Origin of the sequence: Pantoea sp. SM3640 (genome assembly GCF_015654165.1) — a bacterium.
Lineage (GTDB): Bacteria > Pseudomonadota > Gammaproteobacteria > Enterobacterales > Enterobacteriaceae > Pantoea > Pantoea vagans.
Genome location: NZ_CP064872.1, coordinates 2,947,360 through 2,966,237, shown reverse-complemented (window position 1 = coordinate 2,966,237; position 18,878 = coordinate 2,947,360). Strand labels below are relative to the sequence as shown.

The 18,878-nt window shown below is 56.0% G+C and carries 19 protein-coding genes and 1 tRNA gene; 12 read left to right on the top strand and 8 right to left on the bottom strand.

Going from position 1 to position 18,878, the window contains the following annotated elements:
• Positions 1-102 precede the first annotated feature (102 nt).
• The 4 genes from IV493_RS13895 (at position 103) to IV493_RS18585 (ending at position 2,925) form a co-directional block, all read left to right on the top strand.
• The gene (locus IV493_RS13895; RefSeq protein ID WP_013356914.1) at positions 103-1,857 is read left to right on the top strand and encodes a glycosyl hydrolase family 28-related protein; all 1,755 of its coding nucleotides are present in this window, start codon (positions 103-105) and stop codon (positions 1,855-1,857) included.
• 167 nt (positions 1,858-2,024) lie between these two features.
• Positions 2,025-2,100, top strand: a tRNA-Thr gene (locus tag IV493_RS13890).
• Positions 2,101-2,538: 438 nt separating this feature from the next.
• Positions 2,539-2,751, top strand: a complete 213-nt coding sequence (gene cspA / locus IV493_RS13885) for an RNA chaperone/antiterminator CspA (RefSeq protein ID WP_003854408.1) — start codon at positions 2,539-2,541, stop codon at positions 2,749-2,751.
• Positions 2,752-2,754: 3 nt separating this feature from the next.
• The gene (locus tag IV493_RS18585; RefSeq protein ID WP_098053076.1) at positions 2,755-2,925 is read left to right on the top strand and encodes a cold-shock protein; all 171 of its coding nucleotides are present in this window, start codon (positions 2,755-2,757) and stop codon (positions 2,923-2,925) included.
• 229 nt (positions 2,926-3,154) lie between these two features.
• On the opposite strand, the gene IV493_RS13880 is transcribed toward IV493_RS18585, so the two are convergent.
• Together IV493_RS13880 and IV493_RS13875 are read right to left on the bottom strand one after the other, a co-directional pair.
• Positions 3,155-4,732 carry a methyl-accepting chemotaxis protein gene (locus tag IV493_RS13880; protein ID WP_013356915.1) on the bottom strand — a complete coding sequence of 526 codons (1,578 nt, stop codon included), beginning with the start codon at positions 4,730-4,732 and terminating at the stop codon, positions 3,155-3,157.
• Between the two features lie 531 nt (positions 4,733-5,263).
• The gene (locus IV493_RS13875; protein ID WP_013356916.1) at positions 5,264-6,226 is read right to left on the bottom strand and encodes a chemotaxis protein; all 963 of its coding nucleotides are present in this window, start codon (positions 6,224-6,226) and stop codon (positions 5,264-5,266) included.
• Between the two features lie 167 nt (positions 6,227-6,393).
• On the opposite strand from IV493_RS13875, the gene IV493_RS13870 reads away from it, so the two are divergent.
• Positions 6,394-6,786 carry a YgiW/YdeI family stress tolerance OB fold protein gene (locus IV493_RS13870; RefSeq protein ID WP_033731697.1) on the top strand — a complete coding sequence of 131 codons (393 nt, stop codon included), beginning with the start codon at positions 6,394-6,396 and terminating at the stop codon, positions 6,784-6,786.
• Between the two features lie 36 nt (positions 6,787-6,822).
• Here IV493_RS13870 and dbpA read toward each other — a convergent pair whose 3' ends face one another.
• Complete coding sequence (gene dbpA, locus IV493_RS13865; RefSeq protein WP_013356918.1) at positions 6,823-8,205, bottom strand: ATP-dependent RNA helicase DbpA; 1,383 nt, start codon at positions 8,203-8,205, stop codon at positions 6,823-6,825.
• Between the two features lie 413 nt (positions 8,206-8,618).
• On the opposite strand from dbpA, the gene IV493_RS13860 reads away from it, so the two are divergent.
• Complete coding sequence (locus IV493_RS13860) at positions 8,619-8,837, top strand: hypothetical protein (protein ID WP_013356919.1); 219 nt, start codon at positions 8,619-8,621, stop codon at positions 8,835-8,837.
• Between the two features lie 302 nt (positions 8,838-9,139).
• Here the strand turns inward: IV493_RS13860 and IV493_RS13855 are convergent, their stop codons facing one another.
• Positions 9,140-10,528 carry an amidohydrolase family protein gene (locus IV493_RS13855; RefSeq protein WP_195857306.1) on the bottom strand — a complete coding sequence of 463 codons (1,389 nt, stop codon included), beginning with the start codon at positions 10,526-10,528 and terminating at the stop codon, positions 9,140-9,142.
• A 90-nt stretch (positions 10,529-10,618) separates the two neighbouring features.
• Complete coding sequence (locus tag IV493_RS13850; RefSeq protein WP_195857305.1) at positions 10,619-11,479, bottom strand: LysR family transcriptional regulator; 861 nt, start codon at positions 11,477-11,479, stop codon at positions 10,619-10,621.
• An 87-nt stretch (positions 11,480-11,566) separates the two neighbouring features.
• Here IV493_RS13850 and IV493_RS13845 point away from each other — a divergent pair, with 87 nt between their 5' ends.
• The 6 genes from IV493_RS13845 (at position 11,567) to yniD (ending at position 17,273) form a co-directional block, all read left to right on the top strand.
• The gene (locus IV493_RS13845; protein WP_195857304.1) at positions 11,567-12,739 is read left to right on the top strand and encodes a cyanate transporter; all 1,173 of its coding nucleotides are present in this window, start codon (positions 11,567-11,569) and stop codon (positions 12,737-12,739) included.
• A 207-nt stretch (positions 12,740-12,946) separates the two neighbouring features.
• A complete protein-coding gene (lldP, locus tag IV493_RS13840; protein ID WP_195857303.1) occupies positions 12,947-14,602 on the top strand; it encodes an L-lactate permease in 1,656 nt (551 codons plus the stop codon).
• Positions 14,599-15,372: a transcriptional regulator LldR gene (gene lldR, locus IV493_RS13835; protein WP_013356924.1), complete on the top strand. Its 774-nt coding sequence runs from the start codon at positions 14,599-14,601 to the stop codon at positions 15,370-15,372. The genes lldP and lldR overlap by 4 nt, the downstream gene beginning before the upstream one ends.
• Positions 15,372-16,559 carry an FMN-dependent L-lactate dehydrogenase LldD gene (lldD, locus tag IV493_RS13830; RefSeq protein ID WP_013356925.1) on the top strand — a complete coding sequence of 396 codons (1,188 nt, stop codon included), beginning with the start codon at positions 15,372-15,374 and terminating at the stop codon, positions 16,557-16,559. The genes lldR and lldD overlap by 1 nt, the downstream gene beginning before the upstream one ends.
• A gap of 57 nt (positions 16,560-16,616) precedes the next feature.
• Complete coding sequence (locus tag IV493_RS13825; RefSeq protein WP_013356926.1) at positions 16,617-17,045, top strand: OsmC family protein; 429 nt, start codon at positions 16,617-16,619, stop codon at positions 17,043-17,045.
• 120 nt (positions 17,046-17,165) lie between these two features.
• Entirely contained in the window at positions 17,166-17,273 is a 108-nt protein-coding gene (gene yniD / locus IV493_RS18580) for a small membrane protein YniD (RefSeq protein WP_022625163.1), read from the top strand.
• A gap of 115 nt (positions 17,274-17,388) precedes the next feature.
• Here the strand turns inward: yniD and IV493_RS13820 are convergent, their stop codons facing one another.
• The 3 genes from IV493_RS13820 to IV493_RS13810 all read right to left on the bottom strand — a co-directional run bounded on the left by IV493_RS13820 (position 17,389) and on the right by IV493_RS13810 (position 18,713).
• On the bottom strand, positions 17,389-17,619 hold the full coding sequence (locus tag IV493_RS13820) for a hypothetical protein (RefSeq protein ID WP_033731707.1): 231 nt from the start codon (positions 17,617-17,619) through the stop codon (positions 17,389-17,391).
• A 99-nt stretch (positions 17,620-17,718) separates the two neighbouring features.
• Positions 17,719-17,889: a hypothetical protein gene (locus IV493_RS13815; RefSeq protein ID WP_003850083.1), complete on the bottom strand. Its 171-nt coding sequence runs from the start codon at positions 17,887-17,889 to the stop codon at positions 17,719-17,721.
• A 173-nt stretch (positions 17,890-18,062) separates the two neighbouring features.
• Positions 18,063-18,713 carry a CPBP family intramembrane glutamic endopeptidase gene (locus tag IV493_RS13810; RefSeq protein ID WP_033732018.1) on the bottom strand — a complete coding sequence of 217 codons (651 nt, stop codon included), beginning with the start codon at positions 18,711-18,713 and terminating at the stop codon, positions 18,063-18,065.
• Positions 18,714-18,878 lie beyond the last annotated feature (165 nt).

The window sequence follows — 18,878 nt, the reverse complement described above, 5'->3', positions numbered from 1 at the left end:
CACCCACAACGACATGTGGGACACCCTTTGCGGCCATCCGGCTGCGGCTAAGTAGTGCGCTGATGGTCAGCGCGATATCTCAATGATCCTGAGGAGGATTCTATGATCGAAGTTAACTCTTTTGCTGAACTGCGCACCACTGTTCCACCAAAATCAGGTGAAGTCGCGAGCCTGAAACGCTATTACGACAAAGACTCCAGCTTCCGTGGCGGCGCAGACTTTGTCGGTTTCCTCACCACCACGCCGCTGAAAGATGATGGCGGTACAGTGGCGGTGGGTAACGGTTTCTACTGGAAGCGCACCATCAACGATCCCGCCGAAGTGAATATCCTGCACTTTGGCGCGAAAGGGGATGGCGTCACAGATGACACTGATGCCTTTAAGCGCATGCTGGCATGGACGCAGAGCTACAACACCTATGCGAAAGCGATTCCGGTACGTTTTCCGGGTGGTCGCTTCCTGATTTCACCTATCGATATCAGCGATACAGAGTTGCCGTTCTTTGGTCTGGCAGGTGACGATATCGAACTCGGCTCGTCACCGCGCACCACTATTATTTCTGACAAAAGTGCTACTCCGGTGTTTAAGGTTAATGCGCGTAAAATCGCCATCAAAGGCATTTGCTGGCACGGACAGGCTAATGCCGGGACTGTCGACACCACGCTCAAAGTCACCGTCACGCCTGAACAGTGCAGCAACGTTCAGCCGTTCTTCGAAAACACGATTGTCGGCGGCCAGATCGTCAATATCTTCTGCTTCAAGGCGCAAAGTACCGGGGGAACCGTCTTTAAGCTGCAGGATACGCTCGACAGTAAGTTCGATCAGATCTACACCTCCACGACCTATTCACGCGTGTTTGATGTCGGCTGGTCAAACACACCGAAGGGGAACTGGGACCACTCAACCGCCATTGAGCTCTGTAATGCCAACTTCCAGTCGGGCTACGGCGACGCCACGCTTTACATGCCGCGCGTTACGCAGGGCGTCATACGCAACGTCTGGATTGAGCACACGACTAACCCGGGGGATCTGTCGGACGGCGGCTGGAACATTGAGACGCTCAATATTGAAGATTGCGCCACGCCGCTCAATCTCAATAATGCCCGCGTGGTAATGCGCCATATTAACCTCCAGGCGGGGGCGAAAATCACTAATGATCTGGCCGGGAGTAAGTGGTTATCGACCTTTGAATATGGCTATCGTCGGGATGAGAACTACGGCACGTTCATGACCGGTTCGCTGCGTGCTGGCTATTACAGCGGCTATAAAGTGGTGAATAACACCGCGACCGACAACTGGTATCGGCTGGGGCAGCTCTATTTCCCGGCGCCTAACCAGCAATGGGTGATGGAACTGATCAGTAAAGCGGATGCCACCACGCCGTCCGGCACCGCCGGTTCACCGGTCAATATGCCTGCCACTGGTAAAACCCTGATCAACCTGCAGCGACTGGAGACGGTCTGGGCCGATGCTTACCACATGGGACAGCCTTCCGTGCTGGACATTCGTTATGGCCGGGTAGGGACCACCTATGCCGTCATCTGGGTCAAGCTGAAAGCCAACAGCGGCGAGACCATGTTCAACCTGAAGACCACCGGTCCGACCCGTTTCGACACCGGTTCCTGCTCGCTGTTCCAGTCGGATATGTCGGTGGTGACGGACATCACCAATATCAGCAACCTGAAACCTGCGGCACGCTTCGGCATGCACAATGGACTGGCAGGTATTGGTGCTAACGAGAAGGGCGTGGTGACGCTCGCGACCGCTGCGGGTACACCGACCAATAAAACCGCGCCAACCGGTTTTGTGCTGATCAATATCAACGGCGTTGACCGCAAGGTTCCTTACTACGATTGATGATCGGCATGTTTTGGGCGAGGCTCCGGCCTCGCCCTTTTTTAACCGGTAACAAAAGTCAGGTGAAAATATCATTGTCATATGGGGAAATATGAATGCTTTTCAAACAAGTGCACTTGACGTAATAACGGCTCTTTTTTACCGTAGCACCCGTACTTCTCACCCTTGCCGGTGTAGCTCAGTTGGCAGAGCAGCGCATTCGTAATGCGAAGGTCGCAGGTTCGACTCCTGTTTCCGGCACCACTCCGCTCTTTTTCAGCCTCACGCCGGAATAAATTTCTGCAGGCCATTCTTAAGCCTTCATTCTGATTAAAGAACCCACACTGAGAATTTACCGTCGCCAGCCGCTATCTGCTGGTGCGGCAGGGTTTGTCTGCCATAAACAATGCGCGCTCTGGCCAGGTTGTCAGTCCGGAACGCTGAACCGTTCACTCATCGCCGCTAAGTTCAGGCCACGCTATTTGCGTTTAATTTGAATAACGGCTTGCGTCGCCTGGTGAAGTGTGGCCTAATGAATCGTCGGTTTGATTAACAGACACTATCAAAGTAAGTAACCAAAGCAGTTCTCATCTCTAAGTTTGTCGCGAGACATCCCTTCTTTTTGAGTCTTCTCTTACGTTCTGATTAAAATCTGTTCTCAGGCCATTATGCCGGAAGGCTCGATATATTAAGGATTTAAGCATGTCTAACAAAATTCGCGGTACCGTTAAATGGTTTAACGCAGAGAAAGGCTTCGGTTTCATCTCTCCTGCAGACGGCAGCAAAGATGTATTCGTACATTTCTCTGCAATCCAGGGCACCGATTTCCGTTCATTAGACGAAGGTCAGCAAGTTGAATTCACAGTAGAAAATGGCGCCAAAGGCCCAGCTGCTGCGAACGTTGTTGGTCTCTAAGGACTGAAAATTACTTTTAAATGTCCTCACTGTAATGGCTCACAGTTTCGTACATCACATTTTGATGTTACAAGAGCCAATCCGCATGGAGCGAAATGCATTTTCTGCAAATCTGTCGTTGTTCAGGTGAACGCGGCGAGGATTGCAATTCAGAGCCAGCTTCGCGCTCTCTGATAAAGGCTAGTGAGCTTTATAGCGTTGTTGCATTTACAGTAATAAAAGGCTGCCTCTGGCAGCCTTTTTTGTTTTCTGCTGTTTCCCCTCCGCCATCCCTCATCCTTTCTTCTGTACCCGCCGGAATACCTTAGCTTCCCTGCGTAACTTTTTGCTCAACCACCTGTAACCTGTTCGTTTACTGTCACCGATCTGAAACAGGCCCGCCGGAGCAGGCCATTAAAGGGAATCAGCGAAGCACGGGTTGCAGTGCGAGCTTGCCGGTATTAAACACGCTCATCGCCTGCGCCATACGCTCAGCCTGATCCTGCAGTGCCTGTGAAGCAGCTGATGCTTCCTGAACCAGCGCGGCGTTCTGCTGCGTTACCGCTTCCATCTGGGTAATCGCCTGATTGATCTCATTGATGCCGCTGCTCTGCTCGCTGCTGGCAATGGTGATTTCGCTCATGATGTTCGCCACGCTCTGAACGCTGTTTACCACCTCACCGATGGTCGAACCCGCATGAGTGACCAGTTTGCTGCCTTCATCGACTTTAGCGACCGAATCTTCAATCAGTACCTTAATCTCTTTAGCCGCGGAGGCTGAGCGCTGTGCCAGATTACGCACTTCACTTGCAACCACCGCAAAGCCGCGACCCTGTTCACCCGCCCGCGCCGCTTCAACGGCGGCGTTCAGAGACAGAATATTGGTCTGGAAGGCGATTGAGTCGATAACGCTGATGATATCGACAATTTTGCGTGAGGAGAGGGCGATCGCTTCCATCTTCTCGATCACTTTTTCCATGACCACGCCACCCTCACGCGCTACGCTGGAAGTCGTCGATACCAGGTGATTAGCTTCACGTGCGTTGTCGGCATTGTGTTTCACGGTCGACGTCATCTGCTCCATGGCAGAGGCGGTCTCTTCCAGCGAACTGGCCTGCTGTTCGGTGCGGGTCGAGAGGTCCAGGTTACCACTGGAGATTTGATTAGAGGCGACTGCGATAGTGTCGGAGCCGGTGCGTACTTCAGTAACAATCGACAGCAGGTTATCGTTCATGCGCTGCAGCGCCTGCATCAGGACGCCGGTTTCATCGCGCGAGGTGACCTGCATCTGGGTACTCAGATCGCCCGCGGCAACGCGTTCAGCAACGTCAACCGCAGCAACCAGCGGACGGACAATAGAGCGGGTCAGGAAGTAGCCCAGCATAATCGCGGCCAGAATCGCCAGCGCGGAGAAAATCAGCGTGATGGTGATAGCAGACTGACCATTTTCCACAATGCCCTGACCTTCACTGCGCAGCTGCGAGTCCTGAGAGTTGGCAAAATTCACCGCATCCTGCAGGAATTTGTTCTGGGTGGCGGTCATCGATTTCAGGACATAGGCGCTGGCTGCATCAAAATTGCCCGCTTTGATCAGGCCGATCAATTCAGTTTTGACCTGCTCAAATGCCTGAGACGAGGCCAGCAGACCAGCGATCTTTTTCTTACCGACGGGTGTAACCTGGATGTCCTCAATCTTTTTCATCGCGATGTTAGTGCGTTGCGTGGCTTCATCCAGCTGCCCATAACGTTTCACATTCATTTCCGGACGGTTTGTGTCGATCACCATGCCGCGCAGGTATTTGATCTGATCGTTGACGCCATCGCGCACATCAAATGCCAGTCGTACTTTCACATAGCGATCGTCAACGATCGATGAGATCGCGGTATTAATACTGTTAATTCTGGTAATGGATGTTACGCCAATCACTATCAGTAACGTCACAATAATACCGAAGGCTGCTGCGAGCCGCATTCCCACCTTCATATTCTTGATACTGAACATGTTCTCTTCCCCGTTTTATTATTAATCAGTTTGTTAGCAACACTCAGGTTCTCTGCTGTTGTGCGCAGTGCCTTGCTGATGTCTGTGGTCACAGCCGCAGGCAAAAAGGTGATCTCGCGCATACAGTTATCGGAGCACAAACATGTACCTTTAATAATTTTTAAGTAATAACGGTGCGTGAATAAATAGTCACTGAAAAGCTTCAGAAAGGGTTAACAAATAAACAAAGGGGAAACTCAGGCAAAAAAAAGGGCCGTCAGCAGGAATGCTGACGGCCCGATCCAGACAAGCATGACCGGATTCAGAAAACTAAGAAGTATAGGCCTACCCAGAATGCGACACTTAACGTGACGGCGGTAATCCAGGCCAGCTGGCGTAAACGGCCACGCAGCACTTTCTGAGGAGAAGGGGTAGCAGGTGCCGGTGTAACAGGTAAAGTTTCAATATGCATAGTCGGTTCCTGATCAGGCCAGCCATTCTGCTGGCTAAAAAGTAAAAACATACCGGGCATTCTTCGCGGCCCGGATTTGTTTAGCGGGCAGTGTCGAGAACGTTGAAAATCACGTCTGACAGCTCATTCAGTTCAAACTTCGCCACATAACCGTCGGCACCCACTTTGCGCACATGATCTTCGTTGGCGCTGCCAGAGAGTGAGGAGTGAATGACGACCGGCAGAACCTTGAGAATCGGGTCCCGCTTAATGTTGCGGGTCAGCGTAAAGCCATCCATCTCAGGCATCTCCAGATCGGTCAGGACCAGCGCAATTTTGTCGTGAATCGACTCGCCCGCAGCCTGTGCTTCCTGGCTCATCAGCTTAATTTTTTCCCAGGCTTCAAGACCGGTGTTAAACATCAGCGCCGGAATGCCCATGCTCTTCAGGCCCTGCTCCAGCAGCTGACGCGCCACTTTAGAATCTTCTGCCACAATGGCGACTGCACCAGGGCGATAGTTGAACGCACGTGGTCTGGCCGCTTCCGGTTCAACGCCGCGCACTGAAGGAATGATGTCATACAGAATCTGCTCAACGTCCAGCACCATCGCCAGCTCGTTGCTCTGTTTGTCGCTGTCCAGGCAGGCGATGCTGGTAATATTACGGCCGCCGATACCGGCTTCAGCGGTATGCACCTGGCTCCAGTCGAGACGCACGATGTTTTCTACTGACTCCACGGCAAACGCCTGGGTGTTACGGGCATACTCGGTCACCAGCAGCAGGTTAAGACCGGTTTCCGGCACACAGCCCGCTACTGCAGGCAGGTCGATCACCGGAATGAACTGACCACGAATACTCGCCATCCCCAGCAGCGGCGAACGCATGCCCGCGGCTTTAGTGATGGTCGGCATCGGTACAATTTCACGCAGCTTGAAGACGTTAATGCCAAACAGTTCAGACTTGCCTTTCAGCTGATCGGAACCTAAGCGAAACAGCAGCAGCTCAAACTTGTTCGATAACGCGAGGTTCGCTCTTTCATCAATCTCTTTTTGAAAATTATCCATGGTTGCCTCTGCATTAACGCAGCTGGTGAAATAGGGTGTGAACAGGTTATCGGCAGCAAACGGAAAAAGGTGAGAAGAGAAGGGTGAAATAAAACGGATGCCAATTATTGTGCCAGGCTTAACCCTGAAGGTTCAACATGGACACCTTTCCAATAAAGGAGTGTGAAATGAAAAAAGTGATTTTAGCGTCGTTGCTGGTGATGATGAGCGCGGGCGTTTCAGCTGAAGAGGGCGGATACAAAGCAGGCGATACGCCGCCGCCGCAACACAAGCAGGATGCCGGCTATAAAGGGTCAGAAGATACCGGCCAGACCCACATCGATCAGATCCGCGATTTCCGTCAGGGCGGGTATGTGACGCTGGAAGGCTACATCGTGAAGAAAGAGCAAGGCGAGCGGTATCAGTTCCGCGACAACACCGGGACCTTACCGATTATTGCCCCGAAGAAGACCTTTGATGGTAAAACCTACACCGCTGAGGACAAAGTGCGCGTCAGTGGCAAGGTACAGGGCAAAGGCGATAAAACCACGCTGCATGTGTCACGCATCGAAGAGCCATAACAGACCAGGCGAGGTCATGACCTCGCCCTTTTTTATTTAGTCTTTCAGCAGAATCGCCCGGCAGGTTTTGCCTTTGATTTTGCCCTGCTTAAGTTTCACCAGCGCCGCTTTGGCCTGATTTGCCTCAATCGCTACATAGGCATGGGTCGGGGTCAGGACAATTTTCCCAATCTGCTCAGCGCGATAACCCGCTTCACCCGTCAGCGCACCCAGAATATCTCCCGGACGTATCTTGGCTTTACGACCACCATCAATGCACAACGTCATCATGGCGGCAGGCAGTGGCTTACTGCTGCCCTTTTTCAGCGTGCTGGCCGAGACCCACGGCAGTTTCTGCTGCAGGAAATCTTCCAGCGCATGCGCACGCGCCATCTCATCGGCCGCGACCAGGCTGACGGCAACACCATGCTCGCCTGCACGCGCCGTACGACCAATGCGGTGCAGGTGAACTTCAGGGTCCCAGGCGAGCTGATAGTTGACCACCATCGCCAGCGATTTGATGTCGAGTCCGCGCGCGGCGACATCGGTGGCGACCAGCACACGACCGCTGCCGTTCGCGAAGCGAATCAGCACGCGTTCACGATCGCGCTGCTCAAGGTCGCCATGCAGTGGCAGGGCGCTGATATCACGCGCGTTAAGCGCCGCAGCAACATCATCACACTCACGTTTAGTGTTGCAGAAGACCACGCAGGATGAAGGCTGACGATCGCTGAGCAGGGCTATCAGCAGGCCCAGTTTTTCATTGTGGCTGGCTTCAAAGAACTGCTGGTCGATTGAGGGCAGTTCGCTGACATCTTCAGTGACAACGCTCAGTGCATCACGCTGAAAGCGGGTGCTGATAGCGGTGATACCGTCGGGCCAGGTAGCGGAAAAAAGCAGCGTCTGACGCGAGGCGGGCGTCGCTTCAATGATCGTTTCCATATCATTGAGGAAGCCCATCTCCAGCATCCGATCCGCCTCATCCAGCACCAGCGTGCTGAGCTGGTCCAGCTTGAGGTTTTCGCGGTTGATGTGGTCGAGGATACGACCCGGCGTGCCGACCACAATATGCGGTGGATGCACCAGCGAATCACGCTGCGCGCTCATTGGCTGTCCGCCACACAGGGTCAGGACTTTGATGTTGCGGGTGAAGCGTGCCAGCTGGCGCAGCACGTTACCCACCTGATCCGCCAGTTCACGGGTCGGACAGAGGATCAGTGCCTGCGTCTGAAAGCGGGTGCTGTCGATATGGTGCAGTAAACCAATACCAAAGGCAGCCGTTTTACCGCTGCCAGTTTTCGCCTGCGCACGCACGTCGCGTCCCTGCAGAATGGCGGGCAGCGTAGCGGCCTGCACGGGCGTCATGCTGGTGTAGCCCATCTCGCGCAGGTTATCGAGCTGGCTGTCGGGAAGCGAATTGAGGGTAGAAAAAGCGGTCACGGGCGCGGCCTCTGAGGCTGAAAGTGTCGGGCATTATTGCGGGGCAAGTCTGGCAGAAAGCACGCCTGACAGCAACGGGAACCTCGATGGTTAGCGGTATGAAACTAAATCTGCCGGTGCGCTTAGGAATAAGCTGAAGTTTACTGAAAAAAGGTGGTTTATTTTTATAGATTAAAGCCGGCTTAACGTGGTTGTTCCAGAGTGACGATCGGTTAATACCAGTAATTATTTTATAAGTGACCGTTTTTAAAAAAATATTTCATTGTTAATCAGATAAATCCTCAACTAAGACTCCAGTAATAGAATTAATCATTAAAAAATATCACCACTGGTGCCGATAAAAATCCTGATCTAATTGCTTTATATTTATCGCGCCATATTCCTGGTACAACGACCGGTAGAGGGTATTTGCATTGAGTAATAGCATCCAGGGACCACATGAAAATGTGCTTAAAATAGTAGGCCGCGCCGTACTGACACTGCATGTTCATGGCGAGAGTTTATCTGCGGATAAAATCGCATCCATGATCGGCTGTTATGCGGAAGATGAGCCCTGTGATCAGGAAGATCGTCGCTTATACGCGCTGGCAATGGAATTAATGTCGAATGATCAATGGGCCAAAAGCGCGTAACCCGCACTCCGCTCAGGTAAATGCAGAGCCTCCCGTGTGGAGGCTCTGTTGTTTTTAGGGGGCGTATGAGGGGGACATGTTCAGGCAGTAAGGTCGCTGCTGGCAAATCCTGAGCAGGTATGTGTTAGCCGCAGAGCAGGCTTCAGGGAGTATATGCCCTCCGCAAAGACGCTAAACCGCCATCCCTGCCAGGCTCAGCGCGGGCGATTACGCACCTCATCCCTGAGGTGCACCCGTAGCCGGGCCAACGCTTTGCATTGTTCAAAAACGATCCCGGCGTTTTTGTCCGCAGCCCTGCTGTGTCAGGCCGAGGCCAGCGCAAAGACCGGCTTACCGCGTGAGAAGGTCGCCACTACCGGTGAAATGCGCGCCACGGCTTCAGCGGAACAGCTCGCTGCTACCAGCATCATGCTCGCATCATCGCCCGGCGCAGGCCACTGACGATCGCCCTGAGCAGAGAGCGGCAGCCGATCGTCTGTGGCGATGGCCAGCGCTCGCGCCAGCGAGAACTCGTCCGAACCACGATAGAGCTGTGCATAGAGATTCGCTTTTTCCAGCATGCTGCCGGTGCCAAACGGGGACCAGTGATCGATCACGCTGTCGGTGCCGGTCATCACCTTTATGCCCGCCGCCTGCAATTGAGGAATCGGCATAGTGAGCCTGCCAATCGGCAACGTGGAAGCGACGCTGAACTGCTGCTCCGCCAGCCCTTCGATCATGTTATCCAGCGCACTGCCGGTAAGCGTCGCCAGCGCAAAACCGTGGCTCAGCGTCACTTTACCTTTCAGCACCGGATTCTGCGCAACTGTGTCAATCATGTACTGAATCGCCGCCACGCCAGCCGGTGAGGTTTCATGCAGATGAATATCCACGCCGCGCTGATAATCGAGCGCAATCTGAAACATGGCATCCAGCGACTTCTCCATCGCACCATCCACGTTGGTGGGATCCAGCCCGCCGACATATTCAACGCCGTTCTGCATCGCCTCACGCATCAGGCCATCAACCTGCGAATGCAGCAGGCCGTGCTGCGGGAAGGCAACAATTTCACAGGAAAAAGCAGGATGACGGGCTAATGCCGCCTGCAGATGTTCCAGACTTTTCAGGCCGCTGACCGGATCGATATTGCAATGGCTGCGGGCGCGGGTAGTACCTTTGGCGTGCAGCAGGGCGATCAATCCTTCGGCACGGGCCTGGGAGTGCGGCAGTAGCTGCGGAATCAGCACCTGCTCGCGCGCAATCATATCCATGATGGTTTTGCCCTGACGTGGACGTGGAGCCTGCCACGGACCGCCGTAGAAGGTTTTATCAAGATGGATATGCATATCCTGCGTCGCGGGCAGCAGCAGCGCCTCCTGCGCATCCCACGACGGTAGCGTGCTATCACCCCGGCCCGCCGAGGTCAGTTGGTCAATTTTGCCGTCGCGCACGCTGATGTCGTAAAGACCGGTCCGGGTCGCGACGACGTCGTCATCCTCGCGGATAAAACCCTCTTCCAGTCGCACATTGCGCAGCAGATAGTGGTCCTGTCGGGGCAGGGCGGCGGGCTGGTCGGGATTGATGGCGGACAACGATGAGCGGGTGGCGGCACTGGCCTGACCGAGACCGGCGGCCAGCAAGCCGCCTGCGGCGGTCCAGCGAACGCTTTGCCCCAGGAAATCACGGCGGCTCGGCGAAGAGGAAATAGGCATCAGAGGCTCCTGCAAAGTGAACAAGGTCTTAATCTGACAAACGACGCGTCACCCTGCTGCGTTATTTTCCACTGACGGCTATTCGATATTTCACTGCCAGCGCAGCTTGCCGAATGCCGCCAGTGACGCCGCCAGTGCGCGCTGCAGCGGATCCTGCGGATGACGGCAGAACAGCGCCAGTTCAAAGGTATTAATCACCGGCAGACCCTGTTCAGGACCCAGAACCCGGTGCTCCGGCAGACGGCAGCTGGCAGGCAGTAACGTCAGCCCCAGCCCCTGTGCACTGGCGGCGGCCAGCGCGACCAGGCTGGCGCTGCTGTAGCTGATGCGCCAGCTTCGGCCCAGCGCATCAAGCGTCTGACAGACCTCATCGCGATAGAGCCCCTGCTGGGGAAACAGCACTAGCGGCACCGGCGTCTGCTCAAAGCAGGGCCACTCTGCACTGTCGAGCCACAGCAGCGGTTCAGGACGCGACGCCAGCGGACGGTCGCCAGCGGGCTGTTTAATCAGCATGATGTCCAGCTCTTCACGCTGCCAGGCACGACGAAGCTCCACCTGCATACCGCTCATCACATCCAGCCGCAGTTGCGGATGATCACGACTGAAGTGCGCCAGCAGACCGGCCGTGGGGGCGGCAAAATCTTCCGGCACGCCAAGGCGCAGCACGCCATCGCGCCACTGGTCACTCAGTACATCGTGCGCTTCCCCGTTCAGGGCAATAATCCGCCGGGCGTAACCTAAAAGTTTTTCGCCTTCTTCGGTGATCTGTACCTGATGCGAGGAGCGGACCAGCAGTTCTTTACCGACCATCTCCTCCAGCCGCCGCACCTGCTGGCTGACGGTAGACTGCGACAGGTGCACTCTGTCGGCGGCGCGGGTAAAGCTGGCGGTTTCGCACACCGCCACAAAGCTGAGCAGCTGTTGCGGAGTGAACATCGGCTGACGATTCATTTTTCCACTACCTGGCAGAGTAATATTTCATTTCCAGATAGTAGCGACTGCTGTCAGGCTGGCAACTTTTAATGGCGTAGATTTCATATGAAGAGAGAGAACAACCTGCTGCTGGCGGCGCTGGTGCTGGCCGGGCTGAATATGCGGCCACTGATGACTTCTGTCAGTCCGTTACTCGGTGAGCTGCGGCAGAGCATCGGTCTGTCACCGCTGGCGGCCTCGCTGCTGCCTGCGGTGCCGATGATGATGATGGGTGCCATTGCCCTGGTCAGTGCGCCGCTGATGCAGCGCTTTGCGGTACGTAAATTACTGCTGGGCGGGCTGTTGCTGCTGTTGCTGGCGCTGGTGAGTCGATGGTTTGTGACTGACGGACGCGGGCTGGTGCTGACTGCCGTGCCGGGTGGGGCGGGCATTGGTATCGTCCAGATGGCGATGCCGGGATTGATTCGTCAGCGCTTTGGCAGCCGCAGTGCGGGCGTGACCGGACTATGGGCAGCGGCGCTGATGGGCGGCGGCGGGATTGGCGCGGCGATCTCGCCGTGGCTGAGCGCACATGCTGGCTGGCAGGGGGCACTGAGCAGCTGGGCGCTGCCGGTGGTGCTGGCTATCCTGCTCTGGCTGTTGATCACCACCACGCCACCCGCAGCCCGCACGGAGGCCGACGCAGTGCCTTCGCTGTGGCGAAAAACCCGCGCCTGGACGCTGGCGCTGAGCTTCGGGCTGGTGAACGGCGGTTACGCCATTTGTGTTGCCTGGCTGCCCGATTTTTACCATCAGCGTGGCTGGAGTGCGCAGGCGGGCGGTTCACTACTCGGTATGATGATCGGCTGTCAGGTTACCGGTGCGCTGCTGCTGCCGTTGCTGGCGCGGGGCCGCGATCGTCGTCCATTGCTGCTGCTCACCCTGGCTATGCAGTTCTGCGGCATGCTCGGCTTCCTGTTTGCACCACAACTGGCACCATGGTTCTGGGCGGGGATAGCGGGCTTCGGGCTGGGCGGGGCGTTTCCGCTGGCACTGGTGCTGGCGCTGGATCATCTGGAGCAGCCCCAGGCTGGCGCGCGGCTGGTGGCCTTTATGCAGGGCATCGGCTTTATTATTGCGGGCAGCATGCCGTTTATCGCCGGTCAGCTGCATGCGCTCACCGGAAATTTCACCAGCGTCTGGATTCTGCAGGCGACGGTCACGCTGCTGCTGATTGTGCTTAATCTGCGTTTTCATCCGCACAGCTATCAGCGCGCTTTCCCGGAGATAAATTGCTGATTTTGGTCCGACCAATTCCGGTAATATTTTTCTCTGGTTCACACTCCGGGAAAATTCGCCCAACTTCTGTTGCCATAGATTAACAATGCATTAACTATCTGTTGCCATAAGCCCCAATACAGCGGTTTGGTCAGACCAATCCGGGGGCAGATGGCATACAGTACTGCATCTGCATGCCACATCACCTTTTCCTCTGGAGATACTGGAATGCAGATCTGGCAACAAAACTACGATCCGCTGGGTAATATCTGGCTCTCAAGCCTGGTCGCGCTGATCCCGATTCTGTTTTTCTTCTTTGCACTGATTAAGCTGAAGATGAAAGGCTATCTGGCCGCCACCACCACCGTGGTGCTGGCGCTGCTGGTGGCGCTGTTTCTCTATCAGATGCCCGTTGCCCAGGCGCTGGCCGCCGTGGTGTACGGTTTTCTCTATGGGCTGTGGCCGATTGCCTGGATTATTGTCGCCGCCGTGTTCGTCTACAAAATCTCGGTCAAAACCGGCCAGTTCGATATTATCCGTGCCTCTATCCTCTCCATTACCCCCGATCAGCGTCTGCAGATGCTGATTGTCGGCTTCTCGTTCGGGGCCTTCCTGGAAGGCGCGGCGGGCTTTGGAGCGCCGGTGGCGATTACCGCGGCGCTGCTGGTGGGGCTGGGCTTTAATCCGCTCTACGCTGCCGGGCTCTGCCTGATTGTGAATACCGCGCCGGTCGCTTTTGGCGCAATGGGCATTCCGATTATCGTGGCGGGTCAGGTCACCGGACTGGATAGCTTCGCCATCGGCCAGATGGCCGGACGCCAGTTGCCGCTGCTGACGCTGATTGTGCTGTTCTGGATTATGGCGATTATGGATGGCTGGCGCGGCGTGAAAGAGACCTGGCCAGCGGTCGTTGTGGCGGGTGGATCCTTTGCCCTTGCCCAGTTCCTCAGCTCCAACTTCCTGGGGCCGGAGCTGCCCGATATTATCTCGTCGCTCGCCTCGCTGATTTCGCTGACGCTGTTCCTGCGGGTCTGGAAACCGGTGCGCATCTTTCGTTTTGCCGATGCAGAGGCAAAGCACGGCGATGTGCTGCAACCGCCACAGAAGTATCGGCTGGGGCAGGTGATCCGCGCGTGGATGCCGTTCCTGTTTCTCACCGCCACCGTCACGCTATGGAGCATCCCGCCTTTTAAAGCGCTGTTCGCCAAAGGTGGTGCACTCTATGAGTGGGTGCTGGCGGTGCCGGTGCCGATGCTGAATGAGCTGGTGGCGCGGATGCCGCCCGTGGTCGGCAGTGCAACGCCTTATCCGGCGATCTTTAAGCTGGATCTGGTTTCTGCAACCGGCACCGCCATTTTAATTGCGGCGATTATGGCAATGCTGTTCCTGCGCATGAAGCCAAAGGCAGCGCTGCAGACCTTTGGTGAAACGCTGAGAGAGCTGGCGCTGCCGATCTACTCCATCGGGATGGTGCTGGCCTTTGCGTTTATCTCCAACTACTCCGGTCTCTCTGCCACGCTTGCTCTGGCGCTGGCGCACACCGGCCACGCGTTTACCTTCTTCTCGCCCTTCCTGGGCTGGCTGGGCGTCTTCCTGACCGGATCCGATACCTCATCGAATGCGCTGTTTGCCGCGTTACAGGCGACTACCGCCCAGCAGATCGGCGTTTCCGATGTTCTGCTGGTGGCGGCTAATACTACCGGCGGTGTGACGGGTAAGATGATCTCGCCGCAGTCGATCGCCATCGCCTGTGCGGCGGTCGGGCTGGTGGGAAAAGAGTCCGATCTGTTCCGGTTTACGGTTAAACACAGCCTGATTTTCACCTGTATGGTGGGGGGGATTACCACACTTCAGGCCTACGTCTTCCCCTGGATGATCCCATGAGCAACACTGCCGATCCGCTGGTGACACGCCTGCGGGCCTATATCACCGAACATCAGCTCGAGCCGGGCATGCGCCTGCCCGCCGAGCGCCAGCTCTCTGCTGAACTCGGCGTCTCACGTTCCTCGCTGCGTGAAGCGATACAGCAGCTGATCAGCAGTGGCATGCTCATCAGCCGGCGCGGCGGCGGCACCTGGATTCGTCAGCAGCTGGCACCCTGGTCGGAACAGCGCATCGTCGAACCGATTCGCCAGCTGCTGCGCGACGATCCCGACTACCGCTACGACATTCTGGAAGCGCGCCATGCCATCGAGGCCAGTACTGCCTGGCATGCGGCACTGCGCGCCACCGACGCCGACAAAGAGAAGCTGCAGTACGCCTTTGACGCCACCCTGAAGCTGAAAGAGAGTGACGATCCTGACCTCGCTGCCCAGGCGGATGTGCGCTTCCATCTGGCGATTGCCGAGGCGTCACACAATGTGGTGCTGCTGCAGACCATGCGCGGCTTTTTCGAGCTGCTGCAGTCGTCGGTGATGCAGAGCCGTCAGCGCATGTACACCCAGCCAGCCATTTTTGCCCGCCTGACGGAACAGCATCGGGGGCTGCTGGATGCGATCCTCGCGGGCGACGCCGACGCGGCCCGTCAGGCGGCGATGCAGCATCTGGGCTTTGTCCATACCACGCTGAAAAGTCTCCATGAAGATGAAGCGCGCCAGGCGCGCATCACACGCTTACCGGATAACGACACACGCAACCCAAAGGAATCTGACTGATGATTATCTCAGCTGCCAGTGACTATCGCGCCGCCGCGCAACGTATCCTGCCGCCGTTCCTGTTTCACTATCTTGATGGCGGGGCTTACGCCGAGCACACCCTGCGACGTAACGTGGAGGACCTTTCTGACGTGGCGCTGCGCCAGCGCATTCTGAAGAACATGTCGGAACTTAGCCTCGAAACGAAATTATTTAATGAAACCCTGTCGATGCCGGTTGCGCTGGCACCGGTCGGCCTGTGCGGCATGTATGCCCGTCGCGGCGAAGTGCAGGCGGCGCGTGCGGCAGCCCTGAAAGGCATTCCGTTTACCCTGTCGACAGTCTCGGTCTGCCCGATTGAAGAGGTGGCCCCGCAGATCAATCGTCCGATGTGGTTCCAGCTTTACGTGCTGCGTGACCGCGGCTTTATGCGCAATGCGCTGGAGCGTGCAAAAGCCGCTGGTTGTTCAACGCTGGTGTTTACCGTGGATATGCCGACGCCGGGCGCGCGCTATCGCGATGCGCACTCCGGGATGAGCGGTAATCACGCGGCGCTGCGTCGTTACTGGCAGGCGGTCACCCATCCACAGTGGGCGCTGGATGTGGGACTGCAAGGCCGTCCGCACGATCTGGGGAACATTTCCGCCTATCTCGGCAAGCCGACCGGGCTGGAAGATTATATTGGCTGGCTGGCGAACAACTTTGATCCCTCGATTAGTTGGAAAGATCTGGAGTGGATCCGCGAGTTCTGGGACGGGCCGATGGTGATCAAGGGCATTCTCGATCCGGAAGATGCACGCGACGCGGTACGTTTTGGCGCTGATGGCATCGTGGTCTCTAATCACGGCGGACGCCAGCTGGATGGCGTGCTCTCCTCAGCGCGTGCGCTGCCAGCGATTGCCGATGCGGTCAAAGGTGACATTACTATTCTGGCAGACAGCGGTATTCGCAACGGGCTGGATGTGGTGCGGATGATTGCGCTGGGGGCAGATAGCGTGCTGCTGGGACGGGCGTTTATCTATGCGCTGGCGACCCATGGACAGCGCGGCGTGGAAAACCTGCTGAACCTGATTGAGAAAGAGATGCGCGTGGCCATGACGCTGACCGGCGCAAAATCGATAAGTGAAATTACCCGCGATTCGCTGGTGCAGGCGGAGACGCTGCTGACACCAACAGGCACGGTATCACGTCCCCGCGCGGTGAGTTAGCCTGCGAAAATGAATGTATTGTCTATACTTAGCTTCTTTACCAACAGGAGGAATGACATGACCATTCATAAGAAAGGTTCGGCTCACTGGGAAGGCGATATTAAAGGCAAAGGCACCGTCAGCACCGAAAGCGGCGTGCTGAGCCAGCAGCCTTATGGCTTTAATACCCGTTTCGAAGGCGTCAAAGGCACCAATCCGGAAGAGCTGATTGGTGCAGCGCATGCGGCCTGTTTCTCTATGGCACTGTCGCTGATGCTGGGCAATGCGGGCCATAAACCGGAAAGCATTGATACCACGGCTGATGTGTCACTGGATAAAAAAGGCGAGGGCTTTGCCATCACCAAAGTGGCGCTGACCAGCACCATCTCCCTGCCAGGCATTGATGAGTCGACCTTCGACGAAATCATCAACAAAGCCAAAGCGGGCTGCCCGGTTTCTCAGGTACTGAACGCGGAAATTACGCTGGATTACACCCTGAACAACTGATGCCGGCAACGGGTCGCCTTTTGGTGGCCCGGACGTTATGCTATGCCTCCCGGTCCTGTTGCTGACCGGAACAGATGCGCCTTCTGGCGCATCTTCGCTTTCTGATTAGGGGAGACCGAGGTGACAAGATACCGGGCGGCCAAAAAGTACTGGAAGATGGTGCTGGTTCTGTTGTGCATTTGCGGCGCGCTGCTGCTGATACGCTGGGCTGCCATGATCTGGGCCTGAGCAGATGAAGTGGATTAGTCGCCACTCGCTGGGCATATTAGTGATGGTAATTATCGTACTGGAAGCGGTTTATTTTCTGCTCACCGCCTCGTGGCTGCCGTGGCGATAAACGCATTCAGACAAAGGCATCCTCGCGCCGTTTAGTCCGCACATCGCTGCGCGCAATGCGATAAGCCTTACGCGGATCGCCCACCACAAACTCAAAAGTTGGCGTGTAATAAAATGGCAACCAGCCGCCATAGCTGCTCTCCCACTCCCATCGGACGGGGCAGGGCCACAGAATGCCATCATACAAAAGATAGTAAACCCAGCGTCCACCAGGACGACGGGGGCGTGATGTTTTCATGGGATTCACAACGGTAATGGATAACAACAGCTTATATTTTGTACGCTAAAGCGCCAGCTTGCAATGTTGCAGCCCTGCTTTATTGAATCTGGTCCTGAATCAGCGATGGACCTCACCACAAAGCAGGACCACATTCGGTCTGACTTTATGAATACGGTTTGCCATCGTTTCACAGTCCACCTTCGTCGGATAAATGCGCTCCGAGACCGGCAGCGCTTCGCAGGCGTCGTAGCCACACGCGCTCACTAACAACACAAATCCTATCAACATAGATCCTCTCCTTTACACGGTCTGGTGGTCCGGACTGTGGTGCTTTTTATCCCTTTTTAACATCCAGTATAGACAAACGTGACGGGGCGGCATTGTCAGTGTGAGCTATGACCTGCCAGGCAGCGGTCTGCGGCAGGATGAGGGCTGTGTAAGACAAGGACGCAGGCGGGGAGTCAGCCAGCGAAATACCAGGCGGGCAGCAGCGCAATCAGGTTATTCAGGGTGTGCAGGAAAATGGGCAGCGCCAGACTGTTACTCCGCAGCCGCGCATAGCAGAGCAGCAGTGAAAACAGCGTCAGAGCGATAAGGGTCTGCCAGTGCACATACTGTGTATGCATCACCGCAAACAGCAGTGAGGTCAGCAGCATGCAGGCGAAACGGCTGCGCGGCGCCCACAGCAGAAAACCCTGTAACAGGAAACCGCGGAACAGCACCTCTTCAAACACCGGCGCCAGCAGTACGGCGGTCAGCAGCAGGATCAACAGCGAATTGCGTCCCTGCTGGGCCTGCATCACCAGCCAGCCTTCCGGCTGCATGAACTGCATCTGTGCCGCCATCAGCACAAACAGCGCGCCGGTAAACAGCAGGGTTTGCAGCGTATAAAGTTCACCCAGCGGCAAATCGGTGCGGCGCTGGCAGTAGAAGCGATAAAGCGGATAGATAACAGCAAATTCAAACAGGCAGAGTACGGGCACCAGCAGGCCGTCATTACGCAGCACGCTGTAATTAGGGAACAGCGTGATCAGCATGGTAACCAGGTAATAGACCACAAAGCTGCCGACGTAGAACAGCGTCAGGGTCACTCTGTCGGAATTGGTGTTCATAGGCGACTCAGCCAGCGAAGGTAAGCGCATAGTAGCAATGCACCCGATCGCTGTCGAGTGAGCCTGTTACACATTATTTAAGCGCAAAATGTTAGCCGCAGACTAAACACCAGAGCACCCAGGCCGATAACTGATGAAACTAATCTGGCCAGCAACGCATGTTGT

Coding starts and splice junctions, on each gene's coding strand:
- IV493_RS13870 (WP_033731697.1), top strand. CDS start 6,394: ATGAAAAAAGTGATTTTAGCGTCGTTGCTGGTGATGATGAGCGCGGGC.
- lldD (WP_013356925.1), top strand. CDS start 15,372: ATGATTATCTCAGCTGCCAGTGACTATCGCGCCGCCGCGCAACGTATC.
- IV493_RS13815 (WP_003850083.1), bottom strand. CDS start 17,889: ATGTTGATAGGATTTGTGTTGTTAGTGAGCGCGTGTGGCTACGACGCC.
- IV493_RS13845 (WP_195857304.1), top strand. CDS start 11,567: ATGAAGAGAGAGAACAACCTGCTGCTGGCGGCGCTGGTGCTGGCCGGG.
- IV493_RS13825 (WP_013356926.1), top strand. CDS start 16,617: ATGACCATTCATAAGAAAGGTTCGGCTCACTGGGAAGGCGATATTAAA.
- IV493_RS13810 (WP_033732018.1), bottom strand. CDS start 18,713: ATGAACACCAATTCCGACAGAGTGACCCTGACGCTGTTCTACGTCGGC.
- IV493_RS13855 (WP_195857306.1), bottom strand. CDS start 10,528: ATGCCTATTTCCTCTTCGCCGAGCCGCCGTGATTTCCTGGGGCAAAGC.
- cspA (WP_003854408.1), top strand. CDS start 2,539: ATGTCTAACAAAATTCGCGGTACCGTTAAATGGTTTAACGCAGAGAAA.
- IV493_RS13820 (WP_033731707.1), bottom strand. CDS start 17,619: ATGAAAACATCACGCCCCCGTCGTCCTGGTGGACGCTGGGTTTACTAT.
- IV493_RS13850 (WP_195857305.1), bottom strand. CDS start 11,479: ATGAATCGTCAGCCGATGTTCACTCCGCAACAGCTGCTCAGCTTTGTG.
- lldP (WP_195857303.1), top strand. CDS start 12,947: ATGCAGATCTGGCAACAAAACTACGATCCGCTGGGTAATATCTGGCTC.
- IV493_RS13880 (WP_013356915.1), bottom strand. CDS start 4,732: ATGTTCAGTATCAAGAATATGAAGGTGGGAATGCGGCTCGCAGCAGCC.
- lldR (WP_013356924.1), top strand. CDS start 14,599: ATGAGCAACACTGCCGATCCGCTGGTGACACGCCTGCGGGCCTATATC.
- IV493_RS13875 (WP_013356916.1), bottom strand. CDS start 6,226: ATGGATAATTTTCAAAAAGAGATTGATGAAAGAGCGAACCTCGCGTTA.
- IV493_RS13895 (WP_013356914.1), top strand. CDS start 103: ATGATCGAAGTTAACTCTTTTGCTGAACTGCGCACCACTGTTCCACCA.